The organism is Chromobacterium sp. ATCC 53434 (genome assembly GCF_002848345.1).
In the GTDB taxonomy this organism is placed as follows: domain Bacteria; phylum Pseudomonadota; class Gammaproteobacteria; order Burkholderiales; family Chromobacteriaceae; genus Chromobacterium.
Map to the genome: position 1 here is coordinate 3,802,454 of NZ_CP025429.1, position 15,266 is coordinate 3,817,719.

Annotated in this window: 15 protein-coding genes and 1 pseudogene; 12 read left to right on the forward strand and 4 right to left on the reverse strand. The window is 65.8% G+C overall.

What is annotated here, in order from left to right; translation table 11 throughout:
* Positions 1 to 12 precede the first annotated feature (12 nt).
* From iscA to CXB49_RS16765, 9 genes and pseudogenes are all read left to right on the forward strand, one after another.
* On the forward strand, positions 13 to 336 hold the full coding sequence (iscA, locus tag CXB49_RS16725) for an iron-sulfur cluster assembly protein IscA (protein ID WP_070980833.1): 324 nt from the start codon (positions 13 to 15) through the stop codon (positions 334 to 336).
* 91 nt (positions 337 to 427) lie between these two features.
* Positions 428 to 955, forward strand: coding sequence for a Fe-S protein assembly co-chaperone HscB (hscB, locus tag CXB49_RS16730; protein WP_101709448.1), 528 nt, complete (start codon positions 428 to 430; stop codon positions 953 to 955).
* 45 nt (positions 956 to 1,000) lie between these two features.
* Positions 1,001 to 2,861, forward strand: a pseudogene (gene hscA / locus CXB49_RS16735) (Fe-S protein assembly chaperone HscA).
* 9 nt (positions 2,862 to 2,870) lie between these two features.
* Entirely contained in the window at positions 2,871 to 3,212 is a 342-nt protein-coding gene (gene fdx, locus CXB49_RS16740) for an ISC system 2Fe-2S type ferredoxin (RefSeq protein WP_101709449.1), read from the forward strand.
* Between the two features lie 119 nt (positions 3,213 to 3,331).
* Positions 3,332 to 3,526, forward strand: coding sequence for a Fe-S cluster assembly protein IscX (gene iscX, locus CXB49_RS16745; protein ID WP_101709450.1), 195 nt, complete (start codon positions 3,332 to 3,334; stop codon positions 3,524 to 3,526).
* Positions 3,527 to 3,659: 133 nt separating this feature from the next.
* The gene (locus CXB49_RS16750; protein ID WP_101710744.1) at positions 3,660 to 4,295 is read left to right on the forward strand and encodes a glutathione S-transferase family protein; all 636 of its coding nucleotides are present in this window, start codon (positions 3,660 to 3,662) and stop codon (positions 4,293 to 4,295) included.
* Between the two features lie 90 nt (positions 4,296 to 4,385).
* Complete coding sequence (gene udk / locus CXB49_RS16755) at positions 4,386 to 5,000, forward strand: uridine kinase (RefSeq protein WP_101709451.1); 615 nt, start codon at positions 4,386 to 4,388, stop codon at positions 4,998 to 5,000.
* The gene (locus tag CXB49_RS16760) at positions 4,997 to 5,446 is read left to right on the forward strand and encodes a hypothetical protein (protein ID WP_158300918.1); all 450 of its coding nucleotides are present in this window, start codon (positions 4,997 to 4,999) and stop codon (positions 5,444 to 5,446) included. The genes udk and CXB49_RS16760 overlap by 4 nt, the downstream gene beginning before the upstream one ends.
* Positions 5,447 to 5,479: 33 nt before the next feature.
* Positions 5,480 to 5,926: an LEA type 2 family protein gene (locus CXB49_RS16765; protein WP_101709453.1), complete on the forward strand. Its 447-nt coding sequence runs from the start codon at positions 5,480 to 5,482 to the stop codon at positions 5,924 to 5,926.
* On the opposite strand, the gene CXB49_RS16770 is transcribed toward CXB49_RS16765, so the two are convergent.
* The 4 genes from CXB49_RS16770 to CXB49_RS16785 all read right to left on the reverse strand — a co-directional run bounded on the left by CXB49_RS16770 (position 5,927) and on the right by CXB49_RS16785 (position 11,565).
* Positions 5,927 to 6,370 carry a hypothetical protein gene (locus tag CXB49_RS16770; protein ID WP_233492837.1) on the reverse strand — a complete coding sequence of 148 codons (444 nt, stop codon included), beginning with the start codon at positions 6,368 to 6,370 and terminating at the stop codon, positions 5,927 to 5,929.
* Positions 6,371 to 6,472: 102 nt separating this feature from the next.
* Positions 6,473 to 8,356: a methyl-accepting chemotaxis protein gene (locus tag CXB49_RS16775; protein WP_101709454.1), complete on the reverse strand. Its 1,884-nt coding sequence runs from the start codon at positions 8,354 to 8,356 to the stop codon at positions 6,473 to 6,475.
* Positions 8,357 to 8,618: 262 nt separating this feature from the next.
* Positions 8,619 to 10,505 carry a methyl-accepting chemotaxis protein gene (locus CXB49_RS16780; RefSeq protein ID WP_101709455.1) on the reverse strand — a complete coding sequence of 629 codons (1,887 nt, stop codon included), beginning with the start codon at positions 10,503 to 10,505 and terminating at the stop codon, positions 8,619 to 8,621.
* 103 nt (positions 10,506 to 10,608) lie between these two features.
* A complete protein-coding gene (locus CXB49_RS16785; protein ID WP_158300919.1) occupies positions 10,609 to 11,565 on the reverse strand; it encodes a LysR family transcriptional regulator in 957 nt (318 codons plus the stop codon).
* 86 nt (positions 11,566 to 11,651) lie between these two features.
* Between CXB49_RS16785 and CXB49_RS16790 the strand changes: the two genes are divergently transcribed.
* The 3 genes from CXB49_RS16790 (at position 11,652) to CXB49_RS16800 (ending at position 15,235) form a co-directional block, all read left to right on the forward strand.
* Positions 11,652 to 13,157, forward strand: a complete 1,506-nt coding sequence (locus CXB49_RS16790) for an MFS transporter (RefSeq protein WP_101709457.1) — start codon at positions 11,652 to 11,654, stop codon at positions 13,155 to 13,157.
* 44 nt (positions 13,158 to 13,201) lie between these two features.
* A complete protein-coding gene (locus CXB49_RS16795; protein WP_101709458.1) occupies positions 13,202 to 13,843 on the forward strand; it encodes a TetR/AcrR family transcriptional regulator in 642 nt (213 codons plus the stop codon).
* Between the two features lie 123 nt (positions 13,844 to 13,966).
* Positions 13,967 to 15,235, forward strand: a complete 1,269-nt coding sequence (locus CXB49_RS16800) for a hypothetical protein (protein ID WP_101709459.1) — start codon at positions 13,967 to 13,969, stop codon at positions 15,233 to 15,235.
* Positions 15,236 to 15,266: the final 31 nt, after the last annotated feature.

The following is a 15,266-nucleotide window of genomic DNA, read 5'->3' on the forward strand; positions in this document are numbered from 1 at the left end:
CGGAGGCGACAGATGGCACTCACTCTTTCCGAACGCGCCGCCCAGCACGTAGGCGCCTTCCTCGCCAAGCGCGGCAAGGGTCTGGGCGTCCGCCTGGGCGTCAAGACCTCCGGCTGCTCCGGCATGGCCTACAAGCTGGAGTTCGTCGACGTCGAGAACGGCGAAGACGTCCGCTTCGAAAGCTATGGCGTGGCCATCTACACTGACGCCAAGAGCCTGGCCTATCTCGACGGCACCGAGCTCGACTACGTCAAGGAAGGCCTGAACGAGGGGTTCCGCTTCAACAACCCCAACGTCAAGAACGAGTGCGGCTGCGGCGAGAGCTTCAACGTCTGACCGCCGCCGCCGCGGGGCGGAGCGTTGACGCGCGCGCGTTCATGCTCCGCCCTCGGCTTTTCAGGCCCAACACCTTAGTCCGGACGCATCGATGAACCACGATTTCAACCAGGATTTCTTCAGCCTGTTCGGCCTGCAGCGCCGCTTCGCCATCGATACGGCCGGCCTCGACGCCGCCTGGCGCGCCGCCGCGGCCCAGGTCCATCCGGACCGCTACGCCAGCGCCGGCGACGCCGACAAGCGCAGCGCGCTGATGCTGGCCACCCGCGTCAACGAGGCCTACCAGACGCTGAAATCGCCGCTGGCCCGCGCCCGTTACCTGTTGCAGCTGTCCGGCGTCGACACCCAGGAAGAGAACAATACCCGGATGCCGACCGACTTCCTGATGGCGCAGATGGAGTGGCGCGAGAGCATAGACGACGCCCGCGCCGACGTGGACGCGCTTGAGGCGCTGTCGCGCCGGCTGCGCGGCGAAAGCGGCGAGCTGCAGGCCGAGCTGGAAGCCGCGCTGGACGCGCGCGCCGATTTGGATGCCGCCGCCGTCCTGGTGAGAAAATTGCGCTTCATGGAAAAGCTGGACCAGGAGATCGGCGACGCCATCGAAAGCCTGCTGGACTGAATCCCGCGCGCCGCCGTTCCCGAGCAACGACATAAAGATCACGACATGGCTCTACTGCAAATCGCCGAACCCGGCCTCTCCGCCGCCCCCCACCAACACCGCCTGGCCGTCGGCATAGACCTGGGCACCACCAACTCGCTGGTGGCCACCGTCAGGAGCGGCTCCGCCGCCGTGCTGCCCGACGCAAACGGCCGCAGCCTGCTGCCGTCGGTGGTGCGCTACGGGCGACGAAGGCGTGCTGGCGGTCGGCTACGACGCGCAGAAGGAACAGAACCGCGATCCGCACAACACCATCGTCTCGGTGAAGCGCTTCATGGGCCGCGGCGTCAGCGACATCAAGGACGCCGGCAGCCTGCCCTATCGCTTCGTCGACGCGCCGGGCATGGTGCAGCTGGTGACCCGCGCCGGCGTCAAAAGCCCGGTCGAGGTGTCGGCCGACATCCTGCGCGCGCTGAAGGACCGCGCCGAAGAGAGCCTCGGCGGCGAGCTGACCGGCGCGGTGATCACCGTGCCGGCCTATTTCGACGACGCCCAGCGCCAGGCCACCAAGGACGCCGCCCGCCTGGCCGGCCTCAATGTGCTGCGCCTGTTGAACGAGCCGACCGCCGCCGCCATCGCCTACGGCCTGGACAACGGCAGCGAAGGCACATATGTCGTATACGACCTGGGCGGCGGCACGCTGGATGTGTCCATCCTCAGGCTGACCCGCGGCGTGTTCGAGGTGCTGGCCACCAGCGGCGACTCCGCTCTCGGCGGCGACGACTTCGATCACCGCGTGTTCTGCTGGCTGTTGGAGCAGGCCGGCGTGACCGGCCCGTCGGCGCACGACATGCGCCTGCTGCACACCCGCGCCCGCGAAGCCAAGGAAGCGCTGACCGACCACGCCAGCACCCGCGTCACCGCGATACTGTCGGACGGCCAGTCGCTGGACCTGGAACTGGACCAGACGACGCTGCACGCGATCACCAAGACCCTGGTCGACAAGACGCTGACGCCGGTGCGCAAGGCGATGCGCGACGCCAAGATCTCGCCCGAGGACATCCAGGGCGTGGTGATGGTCGGCGGCGCCACCCGCATGCCGCACGTGCAAAAAGCCGTCGCCGACTACTTCGGCCGCGCGCCGCTGACCAATCTCGATCCGGACAAGGTGGTGGCGCTGGGCGCCGCCATCCAGGCCAATGTGCTGGCCGGCAACAAGCAGGACGACGAGTGGCTGCTGCTGGACGTGCTGCCGCTGTCGCTGGGCATCGAGACCATGGGCGGCCTGACCGAGAAGATCATCCCGCGCAACAGCACCATCCCGGTCGCCCGCGCGCAGGACTTCACCACCTTCAAGGACGGCCAGACCGCGATGTCCATCCACGTGCTGCAGGGCGAGCGCGAACTGGTGTCCGACTGCCGCAGCCTGGCCAAATTCACGCTGACCGGCATTCCCCCGATGGTGGCCGGCGCCGCGCGCATTCGCATCACTTTCCAGGTTGACGCCGACGGCCTGCTGTCGGTCACCGCGCGCGAGCAGACCTCGGGCGTGGAATCCAGCATCGAGGTCAAGCCGTCCTACGGCCTGGCCGACGACGAGATCAGCCGCATGCTGAGCGAGTCGCTGGCCAACGTCCAGGAAGACATCGAGGCGCGCAAGCTGCGCGAGGCCATCGTCGACGCTGAAAGCCTGCGCGACGCCACCGTCAACGCGCTGGGCCAGGACGGCGACCTGCTGGACGAGGCCGAACGCGCCGAAGTGGAAGCCGCCGTCGCCGCCGTCGCCGCGGCCATCGCCGACGGCGTCACCCGCCGCATCAACGAGGCCAGCGCCGCGCTGAACCACGCCACCGAAACCTTCGCCTCCCGCCGCATGGACCGCAATATCCGTCGCGCGCTGAAGGGCCACAAGATTACTGATCTGTAAGGATACGCCATGCCGCGCATCATCGTTTTGCCGCACCCGGACCTGTGTCCGGAAGGCGCCGTGATAGACAATGTAGAAACCGGCCAGAGCATCTGCGACGCCCTGCTCGCCCACGATATCGAGATCGAGCACGCCTGTGAGATGTCCTGCGCCTGCACCACCTGCCACTGCATCGTCCGCGAAGGCGGCGGCTCGCTGAACGAAGCCGACGAGCTGGAGGAAGATCTGCTGGACAAGGCCTGGGGACTGGAAGCCCAGTCGCGGCTGTCCTGCCAGGCCATCGTCGCCGACGAAGACCTGGTGATCGAGATTCCGAAGTACACGATCAACCACGCCCGCGAACATCACTGATTCCGCCTCTCGGGCCGCGCTGCCTTTGTCGCCCTCGCCTCGCCGTGCTATTGGCACTGTCTTCGGCTCGGCTTCGCGGCATCGCCGCCCGATAGACGAAATCCCCCAGGAGACATCTTATGAAATGGACCGACGTTAACGACATCGCCATCGAACTGGTGGACGCCCATCCGGACGTGGACCCGAAGACCGTGCGCTTCGTCGACCTGCACAACTGGGTGGTCAGCCTGCCCGGCTTCGACGACGACCACGCCCGCGGCGGCGAGCGCGTGCTGGAGGCGATTCAGCAGGCGTGGATAGACGAGGCGGAATAAACCGCCGCCGTCCCCCAAGACAGGCCCCGCGACGCGGGGCCTTTCGTTTGCCCTGGTGAAAATCGCCGACGCCCGGCGTATCATCAGAAAGATGCGCGCCGGCGCCGTGCCGGCGCCCGGACCCGGAGCCGCCATGTTCACGCTGATCATCGGCAACAAGAACTACTCCCCCTGGTCGCTGCGCCCCTGGCTGCTGCTGAAGATGCTGGACGAGCCGTTCAAGGAACAGCAGATCGACCTCTACCTGTCCGACAGCAAGGCCCGCATCCTGGCCGCCAATCCGGCCGGCAAGGTGCCGGTGCTGGTCGACGGCAAGCTCAGGGTCTGGGACTCGCTGGCCATCTGCGAATACCTGGCCGAATGCTTCCCCGCTTCCGGCCTGTGGCCCGCCGACAGCGCGCTGCGCGCCGTCGCCCGCTCCATCGTCGCCGAAATCCACTCCGGCTTCGCCGCGCTCAGGGAAAACCTGCCGATGGACATCACCTTGCGCCAGATAGACTACGAGAGCTCGCCGGCGCTGGAATCCGACATCGCCCGCGTGATTTCGCTGTGGGAGGAACACCGCGAGCGCCATGTCGCCGACGGCGAATGCCTGTTCGGCCGCTTCACCATCGCCGACGCCTGCTTCGCGCCGATCTGCACCTGCTTCCAGACCTATAACGTCAAGCTGCCGGAGCGCTCGCAAGCCTATGTCCGCCATATTCTGGCCCTGCCGGCGATGCAGGAATGGTATGCCGCCGCCACCGCGGAAAGAAAACGCCCGTTCTGAGTCCATACATGTCGCAAAACGAGTGGAACTGCGCGCCATAAGTCATTAGAATGGCGCGTTTTTTATACTTTTCTTACGTTAGGACCCCTCATGAGCACCCCGTTCATCATTGGCGTTGCCGGCGGCAGCGGCAGCGGCAAAACCACGGTTACCAACAAAGTGCTGGAAACCATTGGTTCCGAGATGGCGGCGGTAATCATCCAGGACTACTACTATCGCGACCAAAGCCACCTGACCTTCGAACAACGGCTGGGCACCAACTACGACCACCCGCAGGCCTTCGACTGGCCGCTGCTGATCTCCCACATCGACGATATGCGCAACGGCCGCTCGATCGAGATGCCGGTGTACGACTTCGCCAACCACACCCGCTCCGACCAGACCGTCACCGTGCAGCCGGCGCCGGTGATCGTGATCGAAGGCCTGTTTCCGCTGTACGACGCCGCGCTGCGCGAGATGATGTCGCTGAAGATCTTCGTCGACACCGACTCCGACGTGCGCTTCATCCGCCGCCTCAAGCGCGACATCGCCGAGCGCGGCCGCACGATGGAAAGCGTGATCGAGCAATACCTGTCCACCGTGCGTCCGATGCACAACCAGTTCATCGAGCCGACCAAGCGCTTCGCCGACGTGATCCTGCCGCACGGCGCCAACGATCCGGCGGTGGACATCATCACCACCAAGGTCGCCAGCCTGATGGTGTGAGGCCGCGCGACGCCGCCTGCGACAAAGCCGCCCGAGGGCGGCTTTTTGCTTGCCCGGTTGACGCCGCGGACCGGGCAAACGACAATCGCCGCTCGCGCCATCCGGCGCGGCATCAAACGGAAAAACACATGCACACCATCAAACCGCGCAATCCGCTGGCTTGCGCAGCCATCCTGAAAAAGGGCGGCGCCCACGGCCGCAGCCGATCCGGCCTGCGCCAATCGCAAAAGCAATCGCTATGGTCCGAACTGGACGACTGGCGGGAAGAGAACGAACAGCGGCGCGTCGACGCCGCCCTCGGCCAGAACGCCGACGAGGCGTTTTTGACCGGCAAGTCCCCAAAAGCAACAGGCCATCATCCGATGGCCTGTTGCTTTTGGGCATTCGCCCACACGCTAACAATTCAGCACATTCCGCCCACACAAGGCCACAAAGCCGGCCGGTAAAATAGCGGTATCGCCTGATAACGGAATATCGCCATGAAACGAATCGCCATCTGCCTGCTGCTGTCGCTGCTGGCCGCCTGCGGCAGCCTCGGCCTACAGAAACCCCAGGTCAGCCTGAGCAATATCGAGCCGGGCGGCAGCACGCTGTTCGAACAGAACTTCACGGTGACGCTGCGCGTCGCCAACCCCAACGCCATTCCGCTGAACGCCAGCGGCATCGACTTCGATCTGATGCTGGGCGGCGAAAAGCTGGGCGGCGGCAGCAGCAATCAGGCCATCGCCATCCCCTCGCGCGGCGAAGGCCAGGTCACCTTGCAGGTGCACACCTCGCTCGCCACCTGGATACGGCAGCTGGCCAACTGGAAGCAGCTGCCCGACGGCAAGCTGAACTACGCCATCCGCGGCCAGCTGCACAGTCTGAACGGCTTCGCCGACCTGCCCTTCGAGAACAAGGGCGAGTGGCAGCTGCCGCAGCGCTGATTACTGCTGCTCCATCGCCAGGCAGTTGTTGCCGTCGAAGCTGACGCTCAGCACTTCCTTGCTTTTCTTGTCCACGACGAAGTTGGTCGTGCATTCGTAATGGACGGTGCCGCCGCCGGTCATGCCGTTGCTGACCCAGCGTCCCGGGGTTTCCACCACCCGGGACTGCCCGTCCTTGTCGGTCATCGTCAGCTTGGTGCCCGGCTCGTAGCGGGTGTTCTCCTGCAGCGGCCGCTGCTCGGTGCTTTCCTTCACGTAGCTGTACAGGCTGTTGCCGTTGGGCATCTGCATGGTCTTGGTCGGCGCGCCCCATTGCGCCAGCAGCTCGTTGACGTCTCGGCCCTGCCAGCGGTACACCTTCTGCGCATAGCCCTGCTGGGTGGGGAACATCGAGCAGCCGGCCATGCCCAGCAGCAACAGCGGCACGCACAATTTCTTCATCATCGGATTCCGTCTTTCCTTATACAAACCATCATCCATTGTCCGGTCGCGGCAGCAAAAACGCCAGCGCGAAGGCTGGCGTTATGAACGGAATACCGGCGCTGTTTACAATTTGAAGCGGCTGAAAGCCTGCTGCATGCCGCGCGCCACGCCGTCCAGCGTGGCCAGCGTCCGTTGCGCGCTCTGCAACGCCGCGTCGGAATCCAGGATTTGATTGTTGATCGACTCGGTGCTCTGCGCCATCGCCGTGGTGGCGTTGTGTTGCTCGCCGGTGGACAACGCCACGTCGCCGATCTTCTCCACCACCTGCCGCATCGCGCGGGTGATGTCCTCCAGCCGCGCGCGCGCCTGCTCGGTCTGCGCCGCGCTGCTGTCCACCGTGCCTATCGTGCTTTCCATATTGCCGACCGCGCGTCCGGTTTCCGCCAGGATGTTCTGCACCATATCGCCGATCTCGACGGTGGCGCTGCCGGTGCGTTCGGCCAGCTTGCGCACTTCGTCGGCCACCACGGCGAAGCCGCGGCCCTGCTCACCGGCCCGCGCCGCCTCGATCGCCGCGTTCAGCGCCAACAGATTGGTCTGATCGGCGATGTCGCGGATCACGCCGGTGATCTTGGAAATCTCCTGCGATCGCTGCTCCAGCGAGGCCAGCAAGGCCGACAGCTCGCCGACCGAGCGGCTGGTCTTGGCCATCTCGCCGCTGATGCGCTGCAACTCCTCGGCGCTGGCCTGGGAGTTGGCGCCGGTGTCGCGCGCCAGCTCGTCGGTTTCGCGAGTGGCGTCGGCGATGTGGGAGATGCTGACGGTGACCTGCTCGATCGCCGCCGCGTTGGAGCTGGAGATATCGGCCAACACATGGGAGTCCTCGGCCAGCCGCGCCACGTCGCCGCCGACGGCGATGACGCCCTGGGCCAGTTGCTCGGCTTCCGAACGCAGTTCGCGGAACATGCCGTTCAGACGGCCGACGAAGCGGTTGAAGGCGTCGGCCATCTGCGCCACCTCGTCGTCGCCGCCGGCCTCGATGCGGCGAGTCAGGTCGCCCTCGCCCTCGGCGATCTCGCGCAGCGCGTCGCGCACCTGGAACAGGCCGCGCAGCAGACGGCGCAGATAGGCGCCGGCCAGCAGTTGGGTGATCACCAGCACCGCCAGCAGCGACAGCGCCATCGACAGCATCATCTGCCGCAGCGGCGCGTCCAGCAATTCGCTGTCCGCCACCACGCCCAGCACCCAGTCGCTGCCCTCAACCGAGCGCAAACGCAGCAGACGGCTCTCGCCGTCCATCGTCACCGTCGCCAGCTCCTGCTTGTCCAGCAGGCCGGCGATGCGGTCGGCGTCCATGCCCGGCATCAGCTCCGACAGCGGCTTCAGCGCGGTGTCGGCCTTCGGATAGGCGATCAGCTTGCCGTCCTTGCCCATCAGGAACACGAAGCCGTTGCCCGGCAGCGACACCGACAATACCGACTTGACCAGCTGGCCGATGGCGATGTCGCCGCCGACCACCTTGTTGCCGGCGGGCAGCGCCTGGGCCACGGTGATCACCAGGTCCTTGATCGACGCGCTGGCCGGCTGGTACGGCGCGGTGACGATGGCGCCGCCTTGGGATTTGGCCATCTTGAACCAGCTGCGCGAGGCCGGATCATAGTCCGGGCTGGGCTTCTGCTTGCCGGGAATGGAATAGACCATGCCCTTGCTGTCGCCGTCGCCGACGAAGATCTGGGTATAGCCGCCAGCTTCGGCCAGCTGCTGCAGATAAAGGCTGGGATCGGTCTCGCCGCCATGGCGCAGCGCGCTGGCGATGATCTGCCGGCGTTGTTCCAGCCAGGCGGAAACGAAGCGTTGTTGGCCGGCGATGGCCAGGTCCAACTGGGCATTGACGCTGGACGACAGGCTGTCGCGGAACTTCAGGTAGGCGCTGACGGCGGTGCTCAGCGTGGCCACCAGCATGGCCAGCGCCAGCAGCAGGGCGATCTTGCTTCGAATGGATTTCATGGCAATCGGCTTATGGCTTCTCTATGCCGATCCCGCAGACAGCGACAAGGGCGCACGCGGCGCCCCTGTCGACAACCGGCCCGGACCGGTGGTCATGCTCTGTAAGGATCAGCTCGTTTATGACCGGGCACATTGTAAACAACGTTTACAAATACCGCGATCAAACGCCGGCCGATTATGCTGATGGTTTTGATTTTACTGGTAAAAATCATCCAAACCATGGCTTTTTCGCCACACCGATGCCCCGGCGTGGCGCCATCGCTTACAACCTGAAGCGGCCGAAGGCGCCCTGCATGCCGTGCGCCAGCTGCTTCAGCGCTTCCAGCGTCTGCATCGCGCCCTGCAGCGCGGCGTCGGAATCCAGTATCTGGTTGTTGATCGATTCGGTGCTCTGCGCCATCGCAGTGGTGGCGTTGTGCTGCTCGCTGGTGGACAGCGCCACGTCGCCTATCTTGTCCACCACCTGCTGCATCGCGGTGCCGATCGCCATCAGCCTGCCGCGCGCCTGGCTGGTCAGCTCCACGCTGGTATCGACCGCGCTGACGGTGCGCTGCATATTGCCGACCGCCTTGCCGGTCTCGCCGAGGATGTTTTCCACCATCTCGCTGATTTCCACCGTCGCCTTGCCGGTGCGCTCGGCCAGCTTGCGCACTTCGTCGGCCACCACGGCGAAGCCGCGGCCCTGCTCGCCGGCCCGCGCCGCCTCGATCGCCGCGTTCAAGGCCAGCAGATTGGTCTGGTCGGCGATGTCGCTGATCACATTGGTGATCTTGGAAATTTCCTGCGAGCGCTGCTCCAGCGAGGCCAGCAGCGTCGACAGCTCGCCGACGGACTGGCTGGTCTGTTCCATCTCGCTGCTGATGCGCTGCATGTCGCCGGCGCTCTCGCGAGAGTGTTCGCCGGTGTTGCGCGCCAGCGTGTCGGTCTCGCGCGTCGCCTCGGCGATGTGCGAGATGCTGACCGTCACCTCCTCGATCGCCGCGGCGTTGGAACTGGAGATGTCGGCCAGGCGATGGGAGTCGGCCGCCACCTGCTTCACCGCGCCGCCGACTTCGATCACGCCTTGCGCCAGCTGCTCGGCCTCGTCGCGCAGCTCGCGGAACATGCCGTTCAGACGGCCGACGAACTGGTTGAAGGCCTCGGCGGTCTGCGCCACCTCGTCCTCGCCGCGAATCTCGATGCGGCGGGTCAGATCGCCCTCGCCCTGCGAGATCTCTCGCATCGCGTCGCGCACCTGGATCAGGCCGCGCAGCAGGCGGGCAAGGTAGGCGGAGCTCAGCGCCACCAGCGCCAGCAACACCACCACCACGCCGCCGGCGATCAGCCAGATCAGTTGCGTCACCGGCGCCAGCACCGCGGCCTCGTCGGCCGCCACGCCCATCACCCAGTCGGTGTTCGCCACCTGTTTCAGCGTCACCAGGAAGGTGCGGCCGTCGATATCGACCGGCGCCACATCGCCGCTGGACAGCAGTTGCTGGAAGCGGTTGTCGTCCAGCGCCGGAATCAATTCGCCGACCGGGCGCAGTTCCTGGCCCGGTTTCGGATAAGCGATCACCTTGCCCTGGCGGGTCAGCAGAAAGGCGTGGCCGTCGCCGGCCAGCTTGATGTCCAGCACCGACTTCACCAGCTTGTCGATCAGGATGTCGCCGCCGACGACCACCTCCTGGCCGGGCGCCTTGTCGGCGATGGTGATCACCAGCTTGTCCTTGGTCTCCGGCTCGGAATCCTTGTACGGGTCGGTGACGACGACGCCGCCCTGCGCCTTGGCCTGCTGATACCACGGCCGTTGCGCCGGCTGGTAGTCGGCGCTGGGCTTGGTCCGGCCCGGCACCGAGTAGAACATCTCGCCGCTGTCGCCGTGGCCGGCGTAGATGATGTTGAAGCCGCCGCCCTTGGCGATCTGCTGCAGGTAGTAGCTGGCCTGCGGGTCGCCGGCGCGCGACAGGCTGGCGCTGATCAGGTTCTTGCGCACAGTCAGCCATTCCGACACCAGGCCGCCCTGCAACTGCAGCACCTGGGTGACTTCGCGCTTGGCTTCGTCGTAGGCGTGATTACGGATATTGAGGCAGGCGATGACCGTCACGCTGATCGTGGCGACCAGGATGGACACCGCCGTCAGCAGGATGAGCTTGTGTCGGATGGAGCGCATGAGATGATTAGCCGATACTGATAAAAGGCCTATTATCCGTCATATCAGCTGGCGCGCATCGTTAAAAATCACATTCCGTTTAAATACTTGCGTCAGATTTAAATCAACCAGCCAATAATCCCGCCATTCCCTGCTCATCGCGCCACCGCGCCGTCTGCCGCCACAGCAAGCGGTCGATGAACTGCCGCAGCGGATAGCCGTCGCAGCGCGGATGCCAGACGTGCTCGACCGCGATGGACAGCGCGGCCGCGCCGACCGGCCGGCACCTCAGCTCGCCGGCGCGCAACACCTCGGCGATCAGCGCCGGCAGCACCGCCACCGCCGGCAATCGTTCCAGCAGCAACGGTATCGCCAGCAGGCTGGCGGTGGAGGCGATCACCCGCCGCGACTGGCCGTGCGCGGCGAGATAGTCGTCGACCAGGCTGGCGCTGTTGCCGATATAGGACGTGTACAGATGCGGCGGCCGCGCCAGCGCTTCCGCGTCCAGCGTCTCCGGCAGCGCCAGCCGGCCGGGATGGAACAGGCAGACAAAGCCGCTGCGGAACAAGCCGCGCCGCGACAGCCGCCCGGCGCCGGCCGCCGGGAAATGACCGACGGCGCCGTCTATGCGCCGCGCCTCCAGCGCCGCCTCGGCCTCGTCGGCCGCCATCGCCACCACCTGCAGCCGCAAGCCCGGCGCTTCGCGCTGCAGCGTCTCTATCAAATCCGGCAGCAGCGCCGCTTCCAGCAGATCCGGCATCGCCAGCCGGTAGACGCCGTCCAGCGCCGCCGGATCGAAGGCCGGCGGCGCCAGCAGGCGCTGCGCCTCGGCCAGCCACGCCTCCAGCGACGGCAACAGCGCCTCGGCGTACGGCGTCGTCGTCAGGCCTCGGCCATCGCGGCACAGCAAGGCGTCGCCGCACTGCTCGCGCAGCTTCTTCAGGATGTGGCTGACCGCCGGCTGGCCCAGGCACAGTTGCTCGGCGCTGCGGCTGACGCTGCGGGTGCTCAGCAGCGTGTACAGCGCCACCAGGCTGTTCAGATCCAGCCGCCTCAGCTTCAGCGCGTCAATATCATTCAAAACAATATATCCAATGAAAAACATCGATTTTATTAAATCATAAGCGCTTTCTACACTGGCCGCATCCCCACCTCCGGACGCCGCGCATGCATCCCTTCTCGCATCAACCCCACTGGAGCCGGCTGGCGGCGATCGCGCTGATCGCCTGGCTGGAATTCCTGCAGAACGGCCTGCTCAATTTCGCGTCGTCGCAGGTGATGGGCGGCGTCGGCGCCGGGCCGGAGGAATTCAGCCAGGCGGCGATGGCCTACGCGCTGTGCGCGGTGGTGGCGCTGTTCAACCATCAGTGGTGCGTCGAGCGCTTCGGTTCGCGCCGCCATCTGCAAGGCTCCATCCTGCTGTTCGCGCTGGGCGCGCTGATCGCAGGCAGCGCCTCGTCGCCCGCCGGCTTCATCGCCGGCCGCGCGGTGCAGGGGCTGGGCGGCGCCGCCTTCTTCACCGCCGCCCGTCTCGACGTCGCGCAGCTGCCGCCGGCCAGCCGGGGGCTGGGCCTGGTCGCCTTCGGCCAGGCGCTGCTATTGGGCAGCGCGCTGGGGCCGCTGCTCGGCGGCGTCTTGCTGCAAGCCTACGGCTGGCGCGCGCTGCTCTGGGGCATGCTGCCCTTGCTGCCGCCCGCCTGGTGGGCGGCCCACCAATTGCCGCTGCGGCCGCCGGCGCATAGGCCCGCGCGATATCCGGCCTGGACCTTCATGCTGTTGTTGGCCGCCGCCTTCCTCTTGCAGTGGCTGATCCAACAGACGCCTTACCAGCTGTTCGGCCATCCGCAATGGCTGGCCGGCCTGGCCGCCATAGCCGTCGCCGCCTGGCTGCTGTTCGGCGCCGCGCATCGCCGCCGCGCGTCCGACCGCCGCCGCTGGCGGCCGCTGCGCCGCCACGGCTACCGGCTGGGCCTCATCGGCTACAGCTGCTGCTATCTGCTGGTCTCGGCCAACAGCTACATCCTGCCGATGCTGTCGGCGCAGGCGCTGGGCTTCGACCTGCCGACCAGCGGCATGCTGCTGTCGGTCAGCTACCTGGCCGGCATCGCCTGCGCGCTGCTGTACGCCAAGCTGCTGCTGAAAGGACGCGCGCCCGGCCTCTCGCAGACGATGGCTGCCGGCTGCCTGCTGCTGGCCGGCTACGGCTGGCTGATGAGCGGCTTGAACGCCGAGGCGACGCTGGGTCGCGTCGCCGCCATCCTGCTGCTGAACGGCGGCTTCATGTCGCTGTTCATCATGGCGGTGGCGCAGAGCACTTTCCGCGACATCGCGCCGGCGGCCTTCGGTCGCGCCTACCAGACCAAGAACATCGTGCGCCAGGTATCGGTATCGGCCGGCGTCGCGCTGGCCAGCGTGTTCATGCAGGCGCGCAACGCGCTGCACTACAACCGATTGTCCGAAGGTTTTTCCTGGAATACGCCACAGTTTGTCGACGCTTTGCATCAATTACGACAATTCATGCCCGATTTGAGCGATACTCAACGGCTTGGAGTGCTGGCCGGCGAACTCGCCCGGCAGGCCACGCTGATTTCCTGCCTCGACTTCTTTCGTCTGGAAGGCTGGATGGGCCTGGCGCTGGCGGTCTGCCTGCTCGCATCGAGGAAGGCCGGTTGAGCCGGCCCTCCTCGCATCTAAAGTTTTATCGGGAAGAGCCAAGCATGCGCAAAAGCAGCCAATCGGAGACTTTCGACAAGATCGTCGAAGCAAGCCTGCAACTGTTCAACCAGGAAGGCGAGCGCGTCATCACCACCAACCACATCGCCGACCGGATGAACATCAGCACCGGCAAGCTCTACTATCACTTCCGCAACAAGGATGAGATCGTCAACGAGCTGTACCAGCGCTACGTCAAGGGCATGGCCGATCAGCTGTCCGCCGCGCTGAGCCACAGCAACTCGATCGAGGCGATGGTGATGGCAATGGAGAAGACGCTGCGCCACATCTGGAGCTTCCGCTTCCTGCCCAAGAGCCTGCCCAGCCTGTTCTACGTCAATCCGCAGCTGGAGGAGGAACACCAGCAGCTGTCGCGCGGCCAGTTGAACAGCAAGCTGGGCCAGCTGTTCTCCCGCCTGCGCGAACAGGGCATGATTCTGCTCGACGATCAGCAGCTGACGCATCTGGTGCAGCATTTCCAGATGGTGCAGACCGGCTGGATCAGCACCATCAAGCAGAACGCCAGCGCGGCGGAGCTGGACAGGCTGATCCAGTCCGGCTGCCGCAGCCTGATGTATCTCTTGACGCCCTACGTCAGCCCGCGCTTCCAGTCGCCGTTCGAGCGCGCCTGCGCCCGCTTCGCCTAGCCTTTCCCGCGTCCCCGCCGCGACCGCGGCGGGGGCCGCCGTCACAAAGCCTCCCTCCCGACGTCCATCCGAGCAAGCGGGTGCCCGGCCCGCCGCCAGTCATCAACGGACAGGGAGCGAGCCATGCAGGCCATCAACGATCAAAAGGCGATAGACACCTTCATTCAGCAGAAGGCCCTCAACGAATTCAGGATGGCCAAGGAGCTGTGCGAGCTGTTCGACAATGAACGCTTTTGGCTGCACGATCAATTGCAGACCATCACCGCCACCGCGCTGAACAGCCTGGTGCAATTCAACGCCTATCTGAAGAACGGCGGCAAATACCCGAAGACCGCCCCGCTGGTCGGCGGCGTGTACTTCTCCGAAGGCAAGCTGAAAATCTTCCAGCACGTGGTTTTCGACGCGCATGATCACGCCGGCAATCTGGACAAGGCGAGCGCGACATTCACGCAATTGCTCGCCACCACGCCGAACTGCCAAACCATAGGCGAAATCGTCCGCGTCTTCGCCGGCGTCTGCGAGAAGGTCAAGGACAGCCCCGACGCGTTGCGGGAGGTGCAGACGCTGACCTATATCAAGACCGCGGACCAGGCCCGGCTGATCGGCTTCGGCGACTTCTGCTCGACGCTGGGCGCCTATCGCACCACCCAGTACGGCGAGGCGGCCTTCTCTCCCCGCTCGCGCGCCCGCTGCGACGGCAAGAACGGCAATCCGACGCCGGCCCGCGACGGCCGCGCCATCGATCCCGCCATCGCCGAGGCGCTGGGCCTGAGACCGGCCGACAAGGTGGCGACCGGCAACACCTTCTACCTGCCGCTGCTGCCCGGCGACGTCGTTCGCGCCATCGACAGCGTGCTGGGACTGCCTCAGGGCGCGTCGATCTCCGGCACCACCTCCGACACCATCTGGGCGCTGGAGACGCTGAGCAACTTTATCTACGTCGGCAGCGGCGGCAACACCGCCGACGCCAACCTGATCCTGCTGGCGCTCGCCGCCATCGTTTCCGGCTATCACCACACGGCGCTGGAAGTCGGCCTGCCGATGACGATCAACGGCTACATCAGCTATCAGCCCGGCCTCTACACCAGCTTCCAGTCGCCGGCCATGGCCGCCACCCGGGCCGGCGCCAGAATACGGGAAATCCTGCTCGCCTATGAAAACGCCGAAGCAAACCGCCTGATGCTGATCACCCAGAGGACCGCGACGGACCGGGAACTGACGCTGTTCGACAAACGGGATCCGGACGAGCTGGCCCGCTTCCGGACCGCGGTCACGATGAATTACGGCAACTACCGCAAGTGGCAACAGCTGGCGCATGGCCCGACGCGGCTGCCCAGCGAGAATCCGTCCTTGTTCCCCAGGCTGGAGCTGGTCGGCATCATCGCGCTGTGACGCCCGCCGAGCGGACGTGAAAAAGCCCTGC